12 protein-coding genes are annotated in these 19,653 nt (G+C 45.4%); 2 read left to right on the top strand and 10 right to left on the bottom strand.

Features of this window, described 5'->3' with window-relative positions; all coding sequences use genetic code 11:
• Positions 1–100: 100 nt before the first annotated feature.
• The 10 genes from AB3N00_RS02470 to AB3N00_RS02425 all read right to left on the bottom strand — a co-directional run bounded on the left by AB3N00_RS02470 (position 101) and on the right by AB3N00_RS02425 (position 17,500).
• Complete coding sequence (locus AB3N00_RS02470; protein WP_413033144.1) at positions 101–724, bottom strand: helix-turn-helix domain-containing protein; 624 nt, start codon at positions 722–724, stop codon at positions 101–103.
• 610 nt (positions 725–1,334) lie between these two features.
• Complete coding sequence (hmpA, locus tag AB3N00_RS02465) at positions 1,335–2,555, bottom strand: NO-inducible flavohemoprotein (RefSeq protein ID WP_413033143.1); 1,221 nt, start codon at positions 2,553–2,555, stop codon at positions 1,335–1,337.
• A 528-nt stretch (positions 2,556–3,083) separates the two neighbouring features.
• Positions 3,084–9,428, bottom strand: coding sequence for an S-layer homology domain-containing protein (locus AB3N00_RS02460; protein ID WP_413033142.1), 6,345 nt, complete (start codon positions 9,426–9,428; stop codon positions 3,084–3,086).
• An 18-nt stretch (positions 9,429–9,446) separates the two neighbouring features.
• Positions 9,447–10,328, bottom strand: coding sequence for a carbohydrate ABC transporter permease (locus tag AB3N00_RS02455; RefSeq protein ID WP_145321680.1), 882 nt, complete (start codon positions 10,326–10,328; stop codon positions 9,447–9,449).
• Positions 10,328–11,305 carry a carbohydrate ABC transporter permease gene (locus tag AB3N00_RS02450; protein WP_413033141.1) on the bottom strand — a complete coding sequence of 326 codons (978 nt, stop codon included), beginning with the start codon at positions 11,303–11,305 and terminating at the stop codon, positions 10,328–10,330. The genes AB3N00_RS02455 and AB3N00_RS02450 overlap by 1 nt, the downstream gene beginning before the upstream one ends.
• A 45-nt stretch (positions 11,306–11,350) precedes the next feature.
• Positions 11,351–12,742: an extracellular solute-binding protein gene (locus tag AB3N00_RS02445; RefSeq protein WP_413033140.1), complete on the bottom strand. Its 1,392-nt coding sequence runs from the start codon at positions 12,740–12,742 to the stop codon at positions 11,351–11,353.
• A gap of 169 nt (positions 12,743–12,911) precedes the next feature.
• Positions 12,912–15,374 (bottom strand): hypothetical protein, encoded by a 2,463-nt coding sequence (locus AB3N00_RS02440; RefSeq protein WP_413033139.1) that lies wholly within the window; start codon positions 15,372–15,374, stop codon positions 12,912–12,914.
• A gap of 165 nt (positions 15,375–15,539) precedes the next feature.
• Complete coding sequence (locus AB3N00_RS02435) at positions 15,540–16,577, bottom strand: LacI family DNA-binding transcriptional regulator (RefSeq protein WP_413033138.1); 1,038 nt, start codon at positions 16,575–16,577, stop codon at positions 15,540–15,542.
• Positions 16,578–16,655: 78 nt separating this feature from the next.
• Complete coding sequence (locus AB3N00_RS02430) at positions 16,656–16,841, bottom strand: hypothetical protein (RefSeq protein WP_413033137.1); 186 nt, start codon at positions 16,839–16,841, stop codon at positions 16,656–16,658.
• A gap of 290 nt (positions 16,842–17,131) precedes the next feature.
• Positions 17,132–17,500: a VOC family protein gene (locus tag AB3N00_RS02425; protein WP_413033136.1), complete on the bottom strand. Its 369-nt coding sequence runs from the start codon at positions 17,498–17,500 to the stop codon at positions 17,132–17,134.
• 745 nt (positions 17,501–18,245) lie between these two features.
• On the opposite strand from AB3N00_RS02425, the gene AB3N00_RS02420 reads away from it, so the two are divergent.
• A complete protein-coding gene (locus tag AB3N00_RS02420) occupies positions 18,246–19,409 on the top strand; it encodes a glycoside hydrolase family 27 protein (RefSeq protein ID WP_413033135.1) in 1,164 nt (387 codons plus the stop codon).
• Positions 19,376–19,612 (top strand): hypothetical protein, encoded by a 237-nt coding sequence (locus AB3N00_RS02415; RefSeq protein WP_413033134.1) that lies wholly within the window; start codon positions 19,376–19,378, stop codon positions 19,610–19,612. Before AB3N00_RS02420 ends, AB3N00_RS02415 begins: the two co-directional genes overlap by 34 nt.
• Positions 19,613–19,653: the final 41 nt, after the last annotated feature.

The raw sequence follows: 19,653 nt of genomic DNA, 5'->3' as shown, positions 1-19,653 counted from the left end.
AATATTTTATATCATACTGAAACTCTTAAAAAACAAAAATACAACTCTGAATTCCTTTCATGGAATTCGGAGTTGTATTTAATAAGTGGATTTTCGACTTTTAGAAACCATATTTTAAGGATATATGAAGCACGGTTTCGCTATTCGTAAGATTGGTATAAGAGTGAGGATAATCTGCACGAAAACTGATCGTATCATATTGATTCAATGTGTAAATCTCTCCATTGACTTGTATCTCAATGGAACCAGTCATTACTGTCGCAATTTCAGTTGTATTCACATGATGACCTTCAGGGTAATACGAGCTATTTGGCTGTAAGTATGCCCGACACATTTCAATATCGTTGCTTTTAAAGACTGGTTCAATGATCCAATTTTTCTCATCATTAGAAAACCGCAGTCCCTCGCCTGCTCGATACAAACTAACAGGTTTCTCTGATGTGAACAAAGCCAATAGCGGTAAAGATATGCCTTTTGAAATTTTCCATATCATTGCCAAAGTTGGATTTGTCTCGCCACGTTCGATATTTCCCAGAGTAAGTTTGCTTACGCCCGTTAATTCCGATAAGTCGTCTAAGGTCATGTTTTTTTCTTTTCTGTACTTTTTCAATGCACCGCCGATTTGTAATACAATTTGTTTTGATTCATCGATTTCATCCATTTGATATTCACCTCTACATAAAACTATATAGCTAGTATATTGTTTATCTTGATTCTTTTCCATACGATACCACTTGTAAGCCCAGTGGATTACCCACTTCCCTAACGTACTTCAGTTGTTCACAAGTTCAATATAAGATAAAACCCCGATAAAAGTTGAAGGTTAGTTTTGTCGATATTCCTGTAGCCTAATTAGGACTAACCTGCCCGTTAGCTTAGTGAAATTGCATGAAGACATAGTTAGATACTTATCTAATCATTAATTGACTCATGTTCTTGTCCTTTACGGCAATCGGTACAAGTTCTTGTCCCTCGACAGGTGGTTATGCACTGATAATTCCAAAGAGTCTGTCTGTCCCTGTTTAACATGGAAAAAGAACTTGTTTCAATTTAAAAAGCCGCTAAAATAGCGACTATTAATTGGACTATGCTTATGTTCTCGACATCGACGTGAAAGCTAATCGCTACTTTTTGCATTGCAATGGATGACGCCTTAAACTAATTCCCTTTTTTATTCATAATAATGCTCGGAATTTTATCGGTTAAACCCAGTTTTTCTCCAATGTCAGTTCTAAGGAGTACACCTCACTTGATCAAAGGGCTTTTACTTGGGAAGGTAAAAAACGGGTTAAGCTCTAGATGTCATTTTGAATAAGGTTGCCTTAAATTAATCCCTACTCCTCATCTAACATTGCTATTGGACTAAAGGATTCATAATGAATATGATCCTTGGGCACAGCTAGTTCACTAAGTTTTTTTATAATATCCTCCATAAAAGGGATCGATCCACACAAATAATATTGTGCCGGTTCAGCCGGTTTAATTGACGACAGCACTTCCAAATTAATGTGTCCCTCTATATCAAACCGGTGAGAGGCAAGGTCCTCTTGCGTAGGTGATGTATAACAGACATAGGACTTTATATGGTTGTTTGATTGAACGAGCTCTGTAAGATGTGATTGAAATGCATGGGTTTGACCATTTTTAGTAGCGTGAACAAAATGGACCTTACGCTGGGGTTGTTTCTGCACGACTTCGTTTAACATGCTGAGTAATGGAGTTATTCCTATCCCTCCACTGATGAAAACGACTGGAAATTCATCTGTACTCAAAACGAAATCACCTGCAGGAGCAGAAAAAAGCAGCTTATCCCCTTTTTGGACCTGGTCATGCAAATAGTGGGAAACAACTCCCTCCGGATCATTGCGTGCTGCATCCTCGCCCTTGATGGATATCCGATAATAGTCCTTACCAGGCGCTTCGGACAAACTGTAATGACGGATATGTGTGTAGGATTCACCAGGGATTTCGGCTTTTAGCGTCAAATACTGCCCAGCTTTATATGATGCTATGGCTCTCCCATCCTCTGGCTTAAGATAGAATGAGGTAACCTCTTTGGTTTCCATTTCTTTTTTATCCACGATAAATCGCCGATAACCAGACCATCCGCCCACCTGTTTCTCAGTCTCCTCATACAACTCTTCCTCCATTTGTATAAAGAGGTTGGCAATATATCCGTATGCTTGTCCCCATGCATCCAGAATCTCTGGAGTTGCAGCATCTCCAAGCACATCCTTTACTGCTTGTAGTAATGTCTCGCCAACGATTGGATACTGATCGGCTCGAATCCCAATGGCTCGATGTTTCTCGTTAATTCTTCGAATAACTGGGGTTAGTGCCCCGAGATTATTGATATGCTCGCCTGCAGCATAAACTACGTAACCTAGGGCTTCCTGCTGGATTCCCCTCTTCTGATTGGTTTGATTAAAAATATTGATTAACTCAGGAGCTCTATGGAAAAGTAATTCATAAAATCGTTTTCCGATTTGGTGACTATGTTCCTTAAGCACCGGCGCTGTATTTTTTACAATTTCTGTTGTTTTAGCATTTAGCATGTAAGTTAACCCCTTCGAAGTTAATGAGTTTCCTCTAGAGTATTGCTTTAGGGGGGAAGGGTTATACCCGAAAATTTCCAACATGAATTTATATGGCTGAGTATGTAATAAATAAACGTTACTATCGAGTAGTGTCCTTCTAAAAGCGGGTATAACTTAGTTAGTATCACTATCTCGAGCTTCAAACCAGTTAGTTCGTATACCTTAACTACACACATATTGCATTGATTGCGTTAAATTCTCGCTGAACTTGGTTCCTTAACGGCTAATCATAATATCATCTAATTATTAGGCCAGAAAGAATCAGCTTATGTATATTTCTTTCGCGATATTATATTCCGCCCGTTAGCTTAATGAAATAGATATCATATTTCAATTATAAATTTTGTTCAATCGACAATGGCCCAATGTTCTTGTTCCGCGAAAATAATGGTTGCCCCATAACAAACGTTTAGGAGCAACCATTATTTTAATCAGGTGGATTTAGAGTTTAGGAGTGTACCCACATTTGAATAGTCCAAGCAGCCCTTATTCTAGGTTTGTCAGTAATCGGTAAATAACCGTCACCGCTTGCGCACGTGTGGTCTGGCCACTAGGGATAAAGCGGCCATCCGGCATGCCTGTAATTAAACCACCCATGCGAACAGCCTCTACTGCTGCTGAGGATTCCGAAGAAAGATTCTCCAAATCAACAAACTTCGCAGAATCATCTTCCCCTTCAATTGATAATGTAACATTTAAATTACCTGCAAGCCGATAAATCATCACGGCCATTTCCTCGCGGGTTATTGGTTCATTGGGACCAAAAGTGCCATCTGCTTTGCCTTTGACAATGCCCAGCTTATGCGCACTTGCGATTGGAGTGCTGTACCATGTGCCTTCTTTGATATCGCTAAATGCGGGTGTTGCTGTTTCATCCAACAGATCGAATGTGTTCATCAACATTTTGAGGAATTCTGCCCGGGTTACTTGAGATGCCGGATTAAAATCTCCAGCTCCCGTTCCCTCAATAGCTCCCCTTGCTGCCAGTGCTTCAATGCCTTCCACAGCCCAATTCACATTGATCAAGTCCTTGAAGGCAACGTTTGCGCCAAGTACTCCGAACATGCCGTTCTGATGCATATTAAACTCAAACATTTTTGTGGATGCATCATATTTACCGTCGACAATAGTTCGGGCCACTCCGGCATCGTTCAGCGTAAATGCAAACACCTGATGCCCTTTCATCCCTGAGTTCAACTGATAAAGCATGGCTAGCCTAAGTCCTTTTCCATGCAGTTCTTTAGAAGAAATACTATTTCCATCCGCAGTTACCGTGATGTTGCTGACCACTTCTGCTTCACGAAGTTTTCCAGCATGTTTTGGCAGCTCGCTTGGTTCCACGGCTTCAAAGGCCACTCCCAGATTACTGATGTCCTTAAACGTAGTCAGGAATTGATGAGGTATCGTCAAAACGGCTGATCCCATTTCAATTCTTACACTGGTCAAAGACTTCGTAGTACTAAGCGTATTCCATGGAAGCACGGCTTCGACTTGTTGTGTTTCCATGTCCTTTTGGATGACAATAGTTAACTTCCCGTCCTTCATATCTTGCAGCGCTGCATTAATATGGCTGTCTGTAAGCTGAGCCTTGGCCTTACCATCTTTTTCGCTAGCAACTGCTTTTACTTCGATTCTGCCTTGGCTCACGGTAACTGGCGTAAGCTTTTTCGGATCCGAAGGCGTAGGAGCTGGTGCTGGAACTGGTGTTGGAGCTGATGGCGATGGGCTTGGAGTCGGTGTAGGTATAGGTGTAGGTAACAGTTTTAATCCCGCAATTGCAGAATCCAGCGCGAGAACCGCAGCATCAATGTCAGCCTGTGAAGCGGAACCGCTCGTCAACAATTGTTCAGCAGAAGACATCTTTTCCGCTAAGTTCTGCCAACTTGCCGCCGTGTACCGTTCTTGCTTCAACGCCTTTGCTTCATTCAGCTTCGCTTCGAGCGCCACTGTATCCACTGGCGGATTTTCTGTAACCATCAGGACGGTGTACGTCTTCGTCGTAATTTGATCTGAACCTGTTACCGTCACTTTGTATCCAGTCTTTAAATCAATTGCCGATGTCAGCCCATCAGATTCGTACACCGCAAATGTCACACTTGCAGGGACGTTCAACCCCGCATTAAGTTCTTCCAGCGTCGTCGTTTCAGGAACAACGATTTCCTTCGCCAACTGATCCACAGAACCGCCTGGAATGTTGATACCGATAATAGTTACATTGTGTTCCTCTACCGGCTCTAGGGCTTCAAAAGCTTCCAGCAGCGCTTTGTACGCCGAATCGATATCTCCTTCGGTCGAAGCGTCATTATTATACACGTCACTAGCTATCTGCAAAGCTGCTTGCAACGTTTGCCATTGTTCCGGTGTGCCAATATAGTTCTCTTCGTTCACGGAAGGATCCGAAGCAGCATCAATTGCCGCTTTTAGGCGGGACTTATCGTATTTAACATAAATACGCAGGCTTGCTCTCAGGTCGGTTCCTTCCACACTGCCAAGCACAACAAAATCGGTCGCGATGGATAGCTTATTTTCCGGAATTTCATCCCACACTACATTAGCTAGCCCTTTCGTATTGTCTTCATAGGTCACGGTGACTTGTGAAGGCAGCTCAGGCATGACGTTAATGGTCGTATTGACCGATGCTGGCTCAATGGCCGTTATCGCACCATGCTCTGTTTGAGGTGGTTCTTCCCCTTCAGGTTTGGCAGAGATGGCCCGCCATTCTTTTAAACCGGTGTACACCGAACTGCTTTGGTTCTTCATCGTTAAACGTAATTTGTCGGTCGTGACTTCATTAAAGGTGACTTGGTTGAATTTGCCCTTTTCCATTTTCTTATCACTAAGTCCGCTAACCGCCACATACTCGCCCGTCTCCTGATCCCAATACTCGAAGTTGTAATCAGCCGGAACCTGAACGCCGCCTCCATCATCATAAAAGTACATCGAACTACCAGACAGGGTCACAGGGTTTTTCCATGTATATTCCACCCAATGATTCTGGTTGGGCGATCCCCAGTTTCCATATTGAGTTTCGATCTCTGGGTTACCGATGCTCCCAGGAACTAAAGGAATATACCCGTCATTCACCGAGTTTAAAGATTCCCATGCCGATGTATAGGAAGCGCTTGGCGTAGCCAAAAGGGCAGCATTGCGATAACGGAGACTCTCTTCAGCAAGGCGCACTCGATTCGTCATGGACTGCACTTCATCAAGCGTATAATCATCTCTCGCAAGCAGTTCCTTGGCCTCAGTCAGCGCTGCCTGCAAAGCCTGCCACGACTCCGGAGTGAAGTCATCCGCATTACGGACAAGTTTGCCCTGCGGCGATACCCGATCTGCAAACTTGGCAATGACATTAGACAATTCGGCCGTCGCTACGTATACCGTGATGGGTACTTCTACCTTCGTGATTGCATCCCCGTCACTGACGCTCAACTCGTAGACGTATTCGCCCACCGCGCCGAATGTCACATTTAGTGTGGCCTGATCCAGTGCCTCTGCCTGCACTGCACCAGCATCACCTGATACTAGATTCCATTCATACGTCAAACGCCCGCTTGGCAGACCATCATCCGTAATTACGGGCGCCAACTTCAATGGGGCACCTTGCTCCACGTTCACTGGCAGGTCTAATTGCACTTTTGGTGCAAGATTTTCCGAAGGCGTTACGTTCAGGTCGTTATTATAGATTTGAATTTCCTTAATTCCTGTCGAGTAGCCCGATGCATGCGTAAAATGGACTCGGATGGCCGCCGTGTTCACCGCATTAAATTCAACATTGTTGTAATTTGCAGCCACATAATCTGGATAACGGAATTGCCCTTCCACAGGCTTCCATGTGGTGCCGTCCGCATCCAAGTATTCCACACCAAACGTTTGCGGGGCTGCATAGCCGTTTGGCCGCCGATCATTATAGAAGTACACTTTCACGTTATCCACCGCTTGGGCTCCGTCAAATTGAAACATAACCGAATCGGATGGGTTCGGCGAGCCGCCGAATAACGCAGTATTCGAGGTATGGTTAATGGAGGCAATCGTAGACCCGTCTACCAGTCTGTTCACATTGGAGTTGCTATGAATATAACTAGACTCAACCGTAGTTCCAGATGCCGTTGCCAGGTTTACGCCGCTATGCTCCACATCAACTCCAGCTTTATTGAACATGTCTACTGCTTTTTCATTGCCTACCAGTGACGTATCGTCTGCCGAAGCCAGATCAACAGCGCTACCAATTTCATAAATGACGTTGGTGTTTGTGTTGTCCCCGACGGCACCTGGCACGTCACCGTCCGGTTTTTCTACTTTGCCCGTTGCTGTATCAAAAATGATATGCGACATTTCATCGGTAGTCATGACACGTTCTCCATTAATGAACAACGAGTATCCGACAGGGATATCCTTGTAGTATGGATCGCTATCGTTATACTGGGCCGGGTCCTGCCACACAATGGACAGATTGGCATCGTGATAACGCACATTGTCCACAGCAAAATGGTCGTATTTGATATCAAGAGGCCAAAGCTCGATTTTATCGTCCGCTCGTGGTTGAAGGCCTGCCATATCCTCCATGACGGAATAATTCATCATGCCGAGCGTATCGTGGTGAATCCAAGCCCGCACCATCTTGCCACTTGGATTCGGCGGGTTTTGCGGCGTCCAAGGCGTACCAAAGAAATAATCCTCCAGCCAGAAGAATTCATTGGAATCTAGATGGTCGGTATTACCCGGTTCAACTGTGTGTAGCCAAGCACCCCAGTCAAACAACGTTTTGTAGGTGTCACTGTTGATATTCTCCACTGGGTAGTGGCGTAAAGAAGCGCGAATGGTATTGATATAATTTCCAAAGTTGCACCAAGCGAACTGGTCGGTTCCGAACGCGCTGGTCTCTCCGTTCTGGAATGCTTCCACACGTTTCATGATACTGTGCTGATCTGCCGTGAAGAATGGGAAAATCGGATAATAGTTCGGATCGCCGTAATCAGACAATTGGGTCAAGTACTTGGATTCGTACCCTGGCTCCCCTTCTTTCGGCACCACACCAAAGTTAAACACAAACATATTGTTGTCACGCCATGGATTGAATACGTCTTGTTGGTTGATAACTTTTTTGTGCAAAAAGCTGCCTTCCCCGTTGGTATCAGCCTCGCCGTCAGCGTCAAAGTCCGCTTCGTCGTACCACATGTTGTTCAGGATCGCGTTCCGAATGCGCTCGGCAACCTCTTCCATGCGTTTAGCGTTTGCGTCATCCCCGAGTTGTTCGTACATTTGTTGCGTGGCTACCGCGTTTGCATACGCTGTAGAAGAACCGTCCAAACGCGCATAGTTTCCGTTTCCTTTCCAGTGCATGGATACTGTGTCTCCATCATTGCCGGTAATCGGCCCGTGATTGTAATAGACCAAATCAGGATTGGTTCCCCGGAAATGATTCAATGTACCTGTCACATCGTTTGCCGAGAAATCAGCGAATTTTTTCAAAACCTTTTCTCCGCCACCATAAATTTTGTAAGCTTCCCAACCAACTTGCGAGGTGTTTTGCATCATGTCCCACGTCCAGATATTGGGTCGTCCCGGGTTGTTTTTGTAATTGGCGTTTTCGGAATATTCGCCTTGGGCTAGCCAAGTACCGTATGCATAAGATGGATCACGTAGCCACTTCAAGTCCTGCAACACCCACGGAACACTGACCGTAATGCCGTTGTTATAACCGAGCACCCCTTCCATGTTCATCGGGAATTGCCAGTCGTTGCCGGGAATGTTGGCTTCCAGCAAGTTGAAGCGGTTGGACCACCAACGGTAATACAGTACCTTCTTCACGTTTTCGTCCGGAATATCGATGTAGGGGATATTCTGCGCCCACCATTCGTTATACTCCTTTACCTGATCACTGAAAGCCTTTTCATTATTACTTGCTTTAAACGCAGTATACTGCGTTTTCGAGGCTGGTATTTCTTCCGCCAACCATCCCATGACCACTTTCTCATCCACCGATGTACCTGCAGGAATCGTAATCTCTTTGACCAAATCATTGCCAGCAGGCATCATGCCATCCCCACTTAGATGCACGTCAACATACGACATCGCTTCCACGTATTTTTCTCCGGCGCGTCCAACCATGATTGGAGCGGCCACCCGTTTGCCGATCAATTCATCTCCCTCGGCTTCAGTTACAAATGGAGATTTGACGGTCATCGTTAACGTAATTGGCGAATTACCGTTATTGGTCAACTTCAGTAAAGTAACGGCACTGTTAGAGGAGGAAATAAATTTACGCTGGCTGATATCCAATCCGCCGCTTTTGTAAGTCTGGTCAGCATGGCTCGGATAATTTTTACGAGCACCCTTGTCTTCCACAACGGCTCCCGTGGACAGGGTAATATTGTACATCGTATCCTTGTTGAGGGTATCCGCATAATGTACCGTCCCGACAAAACCGAGTTGCCTGTTGTCCTGCGTTTTCATGTATAGCGCGCTCCCTCGGCTGAACAGTGTGTTGGCACTGCCATCATCGTTGTTGTCGTCTGGGATGACACCCTCGTTTACCAGCAATTGATCGAGCCATGGTAAGTCTGCATGATCTGCAGCGAATTGGTCAAAATCAAAATCTTCAATGGTTTTCATCATTTGGCCAACAGTTTCCTGACTGAAATCCACGGGCTGTCTTACGATCAGATTATTATTCCATGTTGCTTCGCCGTAGTCTTTACCCACACCTTCATGCACAAAATCTGTCGTATAGTTCGCCGATACTGGTACGATGCCTGTATTCAAGGTTACGACGGTGGCCAAAGCCGCCACCCACATTTTCGTTGCCCATTTCCTCTTCTTTTTCGCCATTGCTTCGTCTCCTCCTTATTAACCTTTAATTCCCGTCAACGTAATGCCTTCTACAAAGTATTTGTTGCCGATCAGGAAAAACACCAGGCAGGGAAGTGTTACGATCAGTGCAAGCGCCATGACCTGCTCATAGTTCGGAATACGCATTCCGTTCACCATGTACAAGCCCATGGGCAAGGTATAATCGGCCTCTGTTTTCAGATAAATCATCGTATAGAAAAATTCGTTCCAACAGTTGATAAAACTGAATAGTGCAACAACGATCATAGCAGGGCGAATGAGTGGCAGCATGATGCGATAGTAAATGCGGAAATACCCCGCGCCGTCGATTTTGGCCGCCTCGCTTAGTTCAGCAGGGATGGTCATGAAAAATTGTCTTAGCAGAAAAACGAAGTATGCATTACCGCCTGCGCAAAAAAAGGCTGGAATAATTAGCGCAGGTTTGCCTGCAAGCCCAAGCGATGTATATAACGAAAACTGCGGCAGTAATGTAACCGCACTAGGCAGCATCATACTGCTGATGACAAGTACAAACCAGGCGCCGCGCATAGGGAAACGTAATTTGGCAAACGCGTATGCCGCAAAGCTGGTCGTTATCACGGTACCAATGACATAAGGAACGACGATGGAGACGGAATTCCATAGCTGACGCCAGAACTGAATCCGTTCCAACCCAAGCCTGAAATTCTCGAACCCAAGCTCCTTCGGAAAAAATACAGGCGGCCTAGCCAATATTTCAGAATGACTAACCATTGCTCCGCGTAATAGCCAGTACAATGGAAAAGCAAACATTAATGCAAGCAGGAGAGATAACAAAATTAATCCGAAATGAATCGCTTTTCTTCGGTTTTTTGCCTGCTTGATGCTTGTATATTTCATCGGTGCAGGTACCGTCTCCATTATCTCACCCACTTTCGTTTGCCCATGGAATCATCACGTTTAAGTGCGCCTTGAAAGTAAAACAACACACCCGTAATCACCAAAGTGATCAGAAAAACAATCCAGGCTTCGGCTGATGCCAAACCACGCATGCCCACTTGAACAAAGGAATGGTCGTAGATCATGACGTTGATAAAGTATGTCATTCGATCAGGCGCACCATTTCTAGATAACACCACGCTCTGGGTGTAGATCTGGATCGACGTCATCATACACATGATGAGCTGAAAAAAGAGTACGGGTTTAATTGTAGGGTAAGTTACCTTCAGAAACTTGTGCCAGGCGTTTCCTCCGTCCATCTCTACGGCTTCCAGCAGTTCACCCGGGACGTCCTGCAGCGTGGCGATAAATACAACAATTGTCCCGCCACATGTCCACAGGCTCATGATAAACAAGGTGTAGAAAATCCGTAGTGGATCATTGAGAAAATCCCAAGGTGCAATGCCCATCTGCAGTAGAACCCAGTTGATGAGTCCCCCTTTGGCCTGATTTTGCAATAGCATCTGCCACACGATCGTTGTCGCTAGCATCGGTACGACGGATGGCAGAAAAAAGATGGCTCTCAGCAAATTTCTTCCGATAAATTTGCGGTTCAGCAGTAAGGAAACGATCAGGCAGAACACGATAACGAGCGCAACGTTAACAAATGCGTAAACCAGCGTAACCGTAATGGACTTTTTGAATTCAGAGCTGGGATTGCTGAAAATGTACTTGAAATTATCGAGCCCAATCCATTCCATGACCTGACTACCACTCATAATCGTAATTTTATGAAAACTGTAATATAAACTGGCGAGCATCGGATACATCGTCAGCACCAAAAATCCAATAATGGCGGGAGCGGCGAATAGATATCCGGCAATGGCCTCTTTGGTAGCACCTTTAGCAAATCTTCGGATTGGGGTGGATTCCGAATCAATTTTGCGTTCTGGATTCATAAGCATAGCCTCTCTTTTCAAATTCAAACTTCAGCGTTCCTATTGCTAGGAAACCTTCCCACTTTCCCACAGCGACTTAATTACCGGCATAATTGCATCATAGATTTCCTTGACGCTTTTCTGTCCCGATAATGCCTGGTCGATCGACTTTTCGTATTCTGTGTTCATTTTCAAGTAAGCCGGAACATAATACGCAGGCCATTGGACAATGGCATCCTTAGTCGTGGCATAGCTAAGGATTGTTTCCTTCGCGCTTGCTGGCAGATCTGCCGTCCATTGATCAATTAAAGCTGGGTCCGTATACCAGTCTGCCTGATTGGGCAGCCATGCTCCGCTTTTCAGCAGGTCTAGGCTGTTTTCCGGGTTGACCATGTAGGCGTAGAATTTCTTGGCCTCTTCGATATGTTTGGAAGTATTGTACACAACTAGAGGAGCTCCAGCATTCATGGTTACTGCTCTCTCCATTTTAGGAAGTACACCTACACCAATATCCTCATTGCCTTTGATATTCGCTAAATCCCAGGATCCGCTGATTGCCATAGCGTACCCCCCGCTTAACGCATCCACAGCCGAGCCAATCCCAGAACTCCAGGTATAGCTAAAGGCAGAAGCAACTTTGTCTTTGTTCACAAGATCAACCAGTTTTTGAATACCTTCTGTCGTTTTGGGTGAATCCCATTGAAACTCTTTTCCATCCGGGGATACAATGCCACCTCCATTCGCGCTCGCTGCCCAAAAATGGTGAAATTCACGACCTGCCGTAAAACCAAGACCATAGTTTTCGGTCAATGCAGCATCGAACCCAGCATCGGCGGCCGTCTTACCACTTGAGTCCTTGGTTAGCTTCTTGGCATTGGCAACAAAGGTATCCCAATCCCAGGCTTCTTCAACCTTGGTAGGTGGATATGGAACGCCTGCCTCATCAAATTTCGATTTACTATAGAAAAGCAGTTCCATTTGATTGGACAAACCTACACCGATTACTTTCTGTTCTGGGGTATGGATGGTGATTGCAGGAAGTTTCTCTGGAATGCTTCCATCCGCAAGTAGATCGGAAATGTCCTCCAAAATGCCCATCTCATTATATTTTTGAATGTCAGCTTCCCCCATGTAACTGATGTCCGGCAGTTCTCCGGATTGAAGTCTCGTCTGGATGAAGGTGTCGAATGTGCCGTCTGCGGGCAACACCTGCGCATTGATTTTCACCCCGGTGTCCGCCGTATATTTTTCTGCAGCGGATTCCACCAGTTGCTTCTGCACATCATCCCCCCAATACAGCAACTCAAGAGTGACGCCCCCAGCGGAGGTATCCCCGTTGCCCGCCCCTGCATTTTTGGCATTGCCGGAAGTGTCCGAATTCCCGGAACAACCTGCTAGCGTGGAGAAAGCCAAGGTTAATGCGAGAGATAGTACCAACTTGCGCTTACCAAACCTCATGTTTGTTTCCTCCCTTTTCGAATGCTATTTATTTCAAGCCAACGAATTTAATCGTTTAACTTAAAAACGTAGTCCTTCTTCATATCCGGATAATTACATGATGCTGATCGTTGCCAAGTCTGTACTTCCCATTTAAGACCGAATGGGCAATGGCAAGTTGAACGGACGGTCATGAGTATACAGAGAACTTTCCATTCTCCAGGCGAATGCTCTTTTGCAATGTTCCTTGAGGTGCTCGGAACTCTAACTGTTCCTCACGGAATACGTATCTGGACGGATACGCCGCATAACTTTTCACGGTCCACCCGGCATGTTCTTCAGTCACGAATCCGTTGACGCACCTTAATGTGCCTTCTCCATCTCGATAGAGATAGGTTGTAGTTCCAAACCCCAACAAATAAGCCACTAATTCTTCACCCATATCCCAATCATCCCCCGATACATCGGAGAACAAAGCGGCAAACAGCGGATCGTCTGCTCCCACGAACACCGATTGTCCGAAACGATTACGCGACAACTCCGGCATGTTCAAATTGGGCGCAGCTACACTATACGTCGATGCAGCTTCACCTTGCTCCAGCCTTCGTGGTGTGGATCTTACATTCCAGTCATAGCAATGAAAGATTGCCATCGTAGAGCGATAAGCTGCTTCCAGATATTCAGGATCGCCGAGATGTTCATAAGCAACCAATGCCGATGATGCTGCAAGTCCGCCCCACAAGGAATGAATCATAGGAGACAGTGCTTCCCACCATCGATCCGGATTCTGCAGCCTATAATCGTTGCTGAACCCGATATTAGCCAAAATAAGCTGACCATATTGTGAAGCTTCGTCGGTAAGTCCAAGGGAACACAACGCTGTGCACGTTGGACCAAATCCGGCATTATCGTAAAAGTGCTCTGTGACAGCTCCGCCATAGTGGCGAACAGCAATTTCCATTTCCCGACCAAAGCGATCCCACAGTTGTCGTAATCGGTCGTGCAATTCAGCATATCCCTTGCTGTTCAACTCATGCAGCAGTTCTCGTATGTACAGAACGAACACTCCATTTAAACGCGATTCGTCCTTTTCTCTCTGGCCGAAATGACAATCCGGATCAAGTCGCAAACACATGACTTCCCCGGCCCATTTCAAATACTCGGAAGGAGAATGCAGATGAAGAAGCTTTTCATCCATCTGAGATAATAGATAAAAAACGTGCGCGATATAATCAAAATCGTATATACGATAAAAGTTACCGTACAACGGTTGCGGCCGGGACAAATCACCGTCTATGAACCAGTGCTTCTTCATATCCAGCACTGCAGCTGCTTCCGCCTTCGTAATCTGCGCAGGGACAGGTGAAGACATCAAATTGTTCATCAGTATGAATGCCAATTTGCCCAGCGCCTCGCCTTGGTTAGACAACGGACGGAACGCATGGGGCCGAACAGCTGACTCCCCACCATCATAGCTGTTAACCGCAAGCCATTCTGCCCGCTTTTCGAGCAATGTATGAACTGGTTCAAGTACATTCCAAACCAGCATGTCACGACGTCCGTCCTTGAGTATCATTTCCAGTTTGCGTTCTCCCGGTACGTCAGCAGGCAAGCTGACTATGTACTCCTGATCAACGCTGTGATTGCTAATTTGATCAGAATCCTTATCTGTGGACAGTGAGTTTCCTGAAGGAATCACGAGTGTCGTGATATCCTGTTCCACGATGTCATTCGTGGTTCCAGACACACTGTACAGTCTTAACGTCCCCAATTCCAGCTCTTTAGGAAGAATCAATGAGGCCTCGAATTGTCCTCCTTTAGGCACCACGGGTATATAGCTCCAGCGAGGATGTCCGAGGGCCTTTCCTTGGTGATAGAAATCCGCCAGGTTCTGGAATGACACAAAGGCATACTGCCAGTTTTCGGTTTGCCCAGGCTTTAACGTCAAAGGGATGTAAGCGCCATCATATATCCAATCGGTAGATACCGAATCTTTCAATGAAGTTCCATCCTCTACCAAAGAGAGCCTGTGGTATAACAAGCCGTCCAAAGAGGGAGAAACCTGTTCTAGAAAGCGGTTACAATACCGGCAAAGGGAACCCATGGTTGACGTAGTTCCTCTGAGCGTGTAGATTCCCAAATGAGGTCCTTCGTTGCTTCGCCGTACAGCAGCAAATTTGGCAAAGTTCCCACCAAGGTGCGTAAATACGGCACAGGATTCATTCATGTTACGGTAAACATCTTGCGTTCGAAACATAATGTAGGCGAGAGAAAACCAAACATGTAACCCTTGAATTTCAAGGCTCTCATCCGTTTCATTCGTCAATTCGATACCCCAGCGTAATTGATCTCCTTCGAGCAAATATGAAAACAAGATTTTGACCGGTAAGTCTTTGAACTCTACGGTAACATGATGTGTGTTGTGTTTCGTTATATTTGGCTCAAACATTGAACTTTGTACATACCTTCCATTCAACTTCAGGCTCCATTCTCCAAAAAGCTTATCCTCATCATCTTGAAATCCGACCTCTTGTAAATAGCAAGGATCCACTACCCAATTCATCTTATGGGGATCATCTTTCATCACCAATGACTGGACGGTTCCACGTTCTCCAAATTTGATTTTAAATTTATCATTGCTAAGAATCGCCATTCAAATCACCCCTTCATATATCGGCAATTCGGTTAAACGTTTAAATTATATTGGGTAAGGAATATTATATTCCTGATATGATGCAACCTCTTTCCAAAGAAGAGTAGCGGAGCCTAACCGCGTTTGACCCTTTGCAATGTAACTCACCCGCTTCTTTCCAAGCTTTTAAGGTTCTAACATCCGAACTGAATCACGTTCGATCAGGCGGCATTCCGGCATGGTGAGGTCTTGAACGTCTTCACCATTGATCAAACGATATAGCGTTTCAATCGCCAAATACCCCATCTCATGAAGCGGTAGGCTCATTGTTGTCAGGCGTGGGCTGAGATAATCGCTAAATTCCCTATCGTCAAAACCAACCACCGAAATATCTCCAGGGACGCTAATCCCCTTCTCCTTTGCAGCCTGAAGAACCCCCACGCCCATAACATCGTTCATCGACAGAATCGCAGTCGGCGGATTGTGCATGTCGAGTAGCTCGTTGGCGATCCTATAGCCTGAATCTCGTTCCCAGTCTCCTATCTTAATCAAGGTAGGGTCAAACGGCAATTCAAACTCCGTAACTGCTTTGTAATAACCATTTAATCGGCGTCTTGAAGGAATCGAATCCATCAAACCGCTAATAATTGCGATGCGACTGTGTCCCTTTCGTACCAAGTACGACATCGCTTCATAGGATGCCTGTTCATCATTATACTGAATTGAAATAGCGTCTTGTGTGTAACCGTAGGTATATATAATCGGTTTGTCTTCAACATTGATCAGACCTGTCAGATCGCGAGTGTGAACTCCAATGTAGATGATGCCGTCTACCTGTTTACCAAGTAGCTCGGACACGGCATTCGTTGCATACTTGCGATACGCATCGACGTCTTGAAAATTGCGGCCGATACGCTTATCAAGCCTAAGATTGACGAGCAGTATATGCAGGTCGTGACGGTCTCCAAAATCGTTGATACCATCGATAATATCCGGAGCGTTAAATACAGTCACATCCTCCGTAATAACACCAATTGTATTGGTACGATTGCGTTTAAGGCTTTTAGCTATCTCGTTCGGTTTGTAATTTAATGTGTCGATGGCCTCCAAGACCCTTTTGCGCGTTTCGGGACGGACATTACGAGTGCCGTTAAGTACATAGGAGACTGTAGCAATTGAAACATTAGCCCTAAGTGCGATGTCCTTTATGCTGGTTTTTCTCATAGGTCTCTCCTGTCTAAGCATACGAACCATCGTTCATTAGCTGTTTAAACGTTTAGATTTTCTTTTGATGATTGAATATTACCTTACAGTCACTGATTTAGCAATCGTTATTTTGGTTTTTATTTCCACAATATTTTCTGCTGAGACACTTGCCTTGACTTCACCATGGCTAAGGCAGATCTTTTTATAGCGTAAATTACCATTTAGCATAATCATGACCACCCGTCCAACGGGTGGTTTGCTCCCAGAATTCTCAATTTCCATATTTATATTTGAGCTGGACATGCATCTCGAAGAATTATTAGCAAACTTTTCCTTTAGGTATCCCATGAACGTTGAGACTGCAATTTTCGATAGGATCGCTAATGAAGACGCATATGTTCGTGAACCTGAGATGAAAAAACTCCCCTCACAGTAACAGGATCTATGATTTCACCTGTCTACCGTACGGGGAGAATACAACTTTTAGGAATAAGGTCTTAATGTTGTACTAACATTTGGCTCACTGTGACAGAAGAAGTTATCACCATTGTTAAGCTAGATACACTTTCGTATTAGGCTTTACTGTGAAGGGTAATCAGGTAACCGTCTGGGTCGGCAAATGAAAAAGTTCGTCCGAATGGTCCATCTATTGGTGAAGATGTAATCTTTACGCCTGCTGCAATAAGCTTGTCGTGTATTTCTTGCGTATTGGGAGCATAAAGCCACAGAGCGACACCAAGTCCAGGCTGAGTACCTGAACCGAGTTCTGTTTCAGGCAACAGGTCACGAAGAGCAAATGCAATAGGTTTTGTTTCAAAGACTACAGCATGAGGTGGCCCTGCCTGTGAGCGAACCAGCCCAAGATAGTTTTGATAGAATTCTGCAGAGCTTTCAAGATTACTCACTTGAAGTGAAATGAAGTCGGGTCCAATTGCTGACATAATGTTAATGTCCTCCTTTGTTATATGGGGTTGTTATGTTATTCGTTGTAATACTGACATGAGTAGGTCATTCGCCATCGCGTCGAAATAAGCATCGGCGATCCATTCGTTTTATTATAGAGTCATGTAAATTACCTCACTCTCACTTTGGATGTCTTGATTATACAAGCCCCCTACTGCCAACAGTATGTCAGTAGCGTTCTTTCATTTTCTCGGACATTGAAAATAAATCAGGGATAAAGCTTCTACAATGTGCCACTTTTGTGTCGTTAGACACCAAGTCAGATATATGTTTTTGTCCTCAGGTTTCGCAAGAACATGTATCCTTACCCTCGTCCTCTCCACTCGCATAGCGGGTGGTTTTTTGTTTCGCGCGCTTTACGCACTCAACTGGCTAAAGCCTACAAAAAATAGCCGCTATAATAGCGACTTTGAATGAAACAATGTTGTTGTACCACGTCATTTGTATCGTTTTAACCTCGTTTGATTGTACATTTTCAGAACGGCCTTCCCCAAGAAAGCATAAACGCAATGGTATGTTTTTTTCATCGATATCCCATCATCCAGTGCAAGCATGTATCCATTCGTTAAATCCCCCTAGACAACATCTGTCCATGTTCAAGCAACGTCAAGCTATGGCTGAATACGCATTTATCGTTTAAGTTCATTGTAGTTATATTGCAATATGAATTGTGTTCAAGCTGTTCAACACTTTTGAAGACAGGATTAGGAAGGAAGCGAGATTATGAGCAACCATTCGTTAATGGGATTAGCTCCTGCGTTGGGCTGGAATTCATGGAATACTTTCACATGGGATATCAATGAACAATTAATCCGGGACGTCGCTGACGTATTTGTGTCGGAGGGTTACCTCGAAGCAGGTTACGAGTACATCGTCATTGATGATTGTTGGAGCCTGAAGGAACGGGATGCTGATGGCAGCTTGGTCGCTGATCCCGAGAAATTCCCGAGTGGAATGAAGGCGCTTGCAGATTATATCCACGATAAAGGCCTGAAGTTCGGCATGTACTCCTGTGTCGGCACACATACTTGTGCAGGTTATCCAGGCAGCTTTGAGCATGAATTTCAGGACGCAGCGCTGTTTGCTGAGTGGGGTGTGGATTATTTAAAATATGACTACTGTTTTAAGCCGCGTCATATCTCTGGCGAACTGTTATACAAACGCATGAGCCTTGCGCTTAAAAACTGCGGACGGGATATCCTGTTCTCTGCCTGCAACTGGGGAGAGGACAACGTGTATGACTGGATTCGTGAATCTGGGGCTCATATGTATCGCTCCACCGGTGACATTCGCGACAACTGGGAATCGGTCAAGGAATTGGCTCTTTCTCAGCTCGGCAAACAAAGCTACACTGGTTCCTTCTGCCATAATGACATGGACATGCTGATTGTTGGCATGTACGGGGGAAGCAACAACGACTTTATCGGAACGATCGGCGGCTGCAACGACATTGAGTACAAGACCCACTTTTCGCTATGGTCCATGATGGGTTCACCGCTCATGATTGGATGTGATGTACGCAAAACCAATCAGGCCACCAAGGAAATTTTGTTGAATCCGGACCTGCTTGCCATCAACCAAGACGTTGAGGCGCGCGGTGCTTATCGCATCAAACCCGAGCCGCAGTGGTTCCACACAGACGATGTATTCATGCTGGTGAAGGTGCTGACAGACGGAGATCTCGCCATCGGTTTCTTCAACTTGAGCGACAGTCAGCGCGAGCTGTCCCTTCAATTCTGGGATATGGGACTGCCTTACGCCGCCGGTTATGCCCTGTCACTCTACGATTGCTGGGAGCATAAGGAGCTGGGTGTATTCCGCGAGCGTTATGCACCAGTTGTTGGGGCACATGATTGTCTCGTCGTCCGGGCCAAATTGGTGAAGTAATGGCTCAAAACCGCCTGTGCACCTCCTGTTCCGTTCCGCTCTCCTCGGACGATGTCGGCATCTATATTAAACTGGTTTCGCGCACAGCCCAGCAATTCCTCTGCATTGATTGTCTCGGTGTGAAGCTGAACTGTGGACGGGAACCGATCGAGAAGCTTATCCGTTATTACCGAGAATCGGGGAACTGTGCTCTTTTTCGTTAAACGCAGTGAGTCTTATCTATTAGAGAACCGAACTTGATTCC

This window comes from Paenibacillus xylanilyticus (genome assembly GCF_047246825.1).
In the GTDB taxonomy this organism is placed as follows: Bacteria; Bacillota; Bacilli; order Paenibacillales; family Paenibacillaceae; genus Paenibacillus; species Paenibacillus xylanilyticus_B.
This window is presented reverse-complemented; position numbering and strand designations above follow the sequence as displayed.

What these genes read in the sequence shown, in the direction of transcription:
- AB3N00_RS02470 (WP_413033144.1), bottom strand. Translation starts at nt 724, where the DNA reads ATGGAAAAGAATCAAGATAAACAATATACTAGCTATATAGTTTTATGT.
- hmpA (WP_413033143.1), bottom strand. Translation starts at nt 2,555, where the DNA reads ATGCTAAATGCTAAAACAACAGAAATTGTAAAAAATACAGCGCCGGTG.
- AB3N00_RS02460 (WP_413033142.1), bottom strand. Translation starts at nt 9,428, where the DNA reads ATGGCGAAAAAGAAGAGGAAATGGGCAACGAAAATGTGGGTGGCGGCT.
- AB3N00_RS02455 (WP_145321680.1), bottom strand. Translation starts at nt 10,328, where the DNA reads ATGGAGACGGTACCTGCACCGATGAAATATACAAGCATCAAGCAGGCA.
- AB3N00_RS02450 (WP_413033141.1), bottom strand. Translation starts at nt 11,305, where the DNA reads ATGAATCCAGAACGCAAAATTGATTCGGAATCCACCCCAATCCGAAGA.
- AB3N00_RS02445 (WP_413033140.1), bottom strand. Translation starts at nt 12,742, where the DNA reads ATGAGGTTTGGTAAGCGCAAGTTGGTACTATCTCTCGCATTAACCTTG.
- AB3N00_RS02440 (WP_413033139.1), bottom strand. Translation starts at nt 15,374, where the DNA reads ATGGCGATTCTTAGCAATGATAAATTTAAAATCAAATTTGGAGAACGT.
- AB3N00_RS02435 (WP_413033138.1), bottom strand. Translation starts at nt 16,577, where the DNA reads ATGAGAAAAACCAGCATAAAGGACATCGCACTTAGGGCTAATGTTTCA.
- AB3N00_RS02430 (WP_413033137.1), bottom strand. Translation starts at nt 16,841, where the DNA reads ATGGAAATTGAGAATTCTGGGAGCAAACCACCCGTTGGACGGGTGGTC.
- AB3N00_RS02425 (WP_413033136.1), bottom strand. Translation starts at nt 17,500, where the DNA reads ATGTCAGCAATTGGACCCGACTTCATTTCACTTCAAGTGAGTAATCTT.
- AB3N00_RS02420 (WP_413033135.1), top strand. Translation starts at nt 18,246, where the DNA reads ATGAGCAACCATTCGTTAATGGGATTAGCTCCTGCGTTGGGCTGGAAT.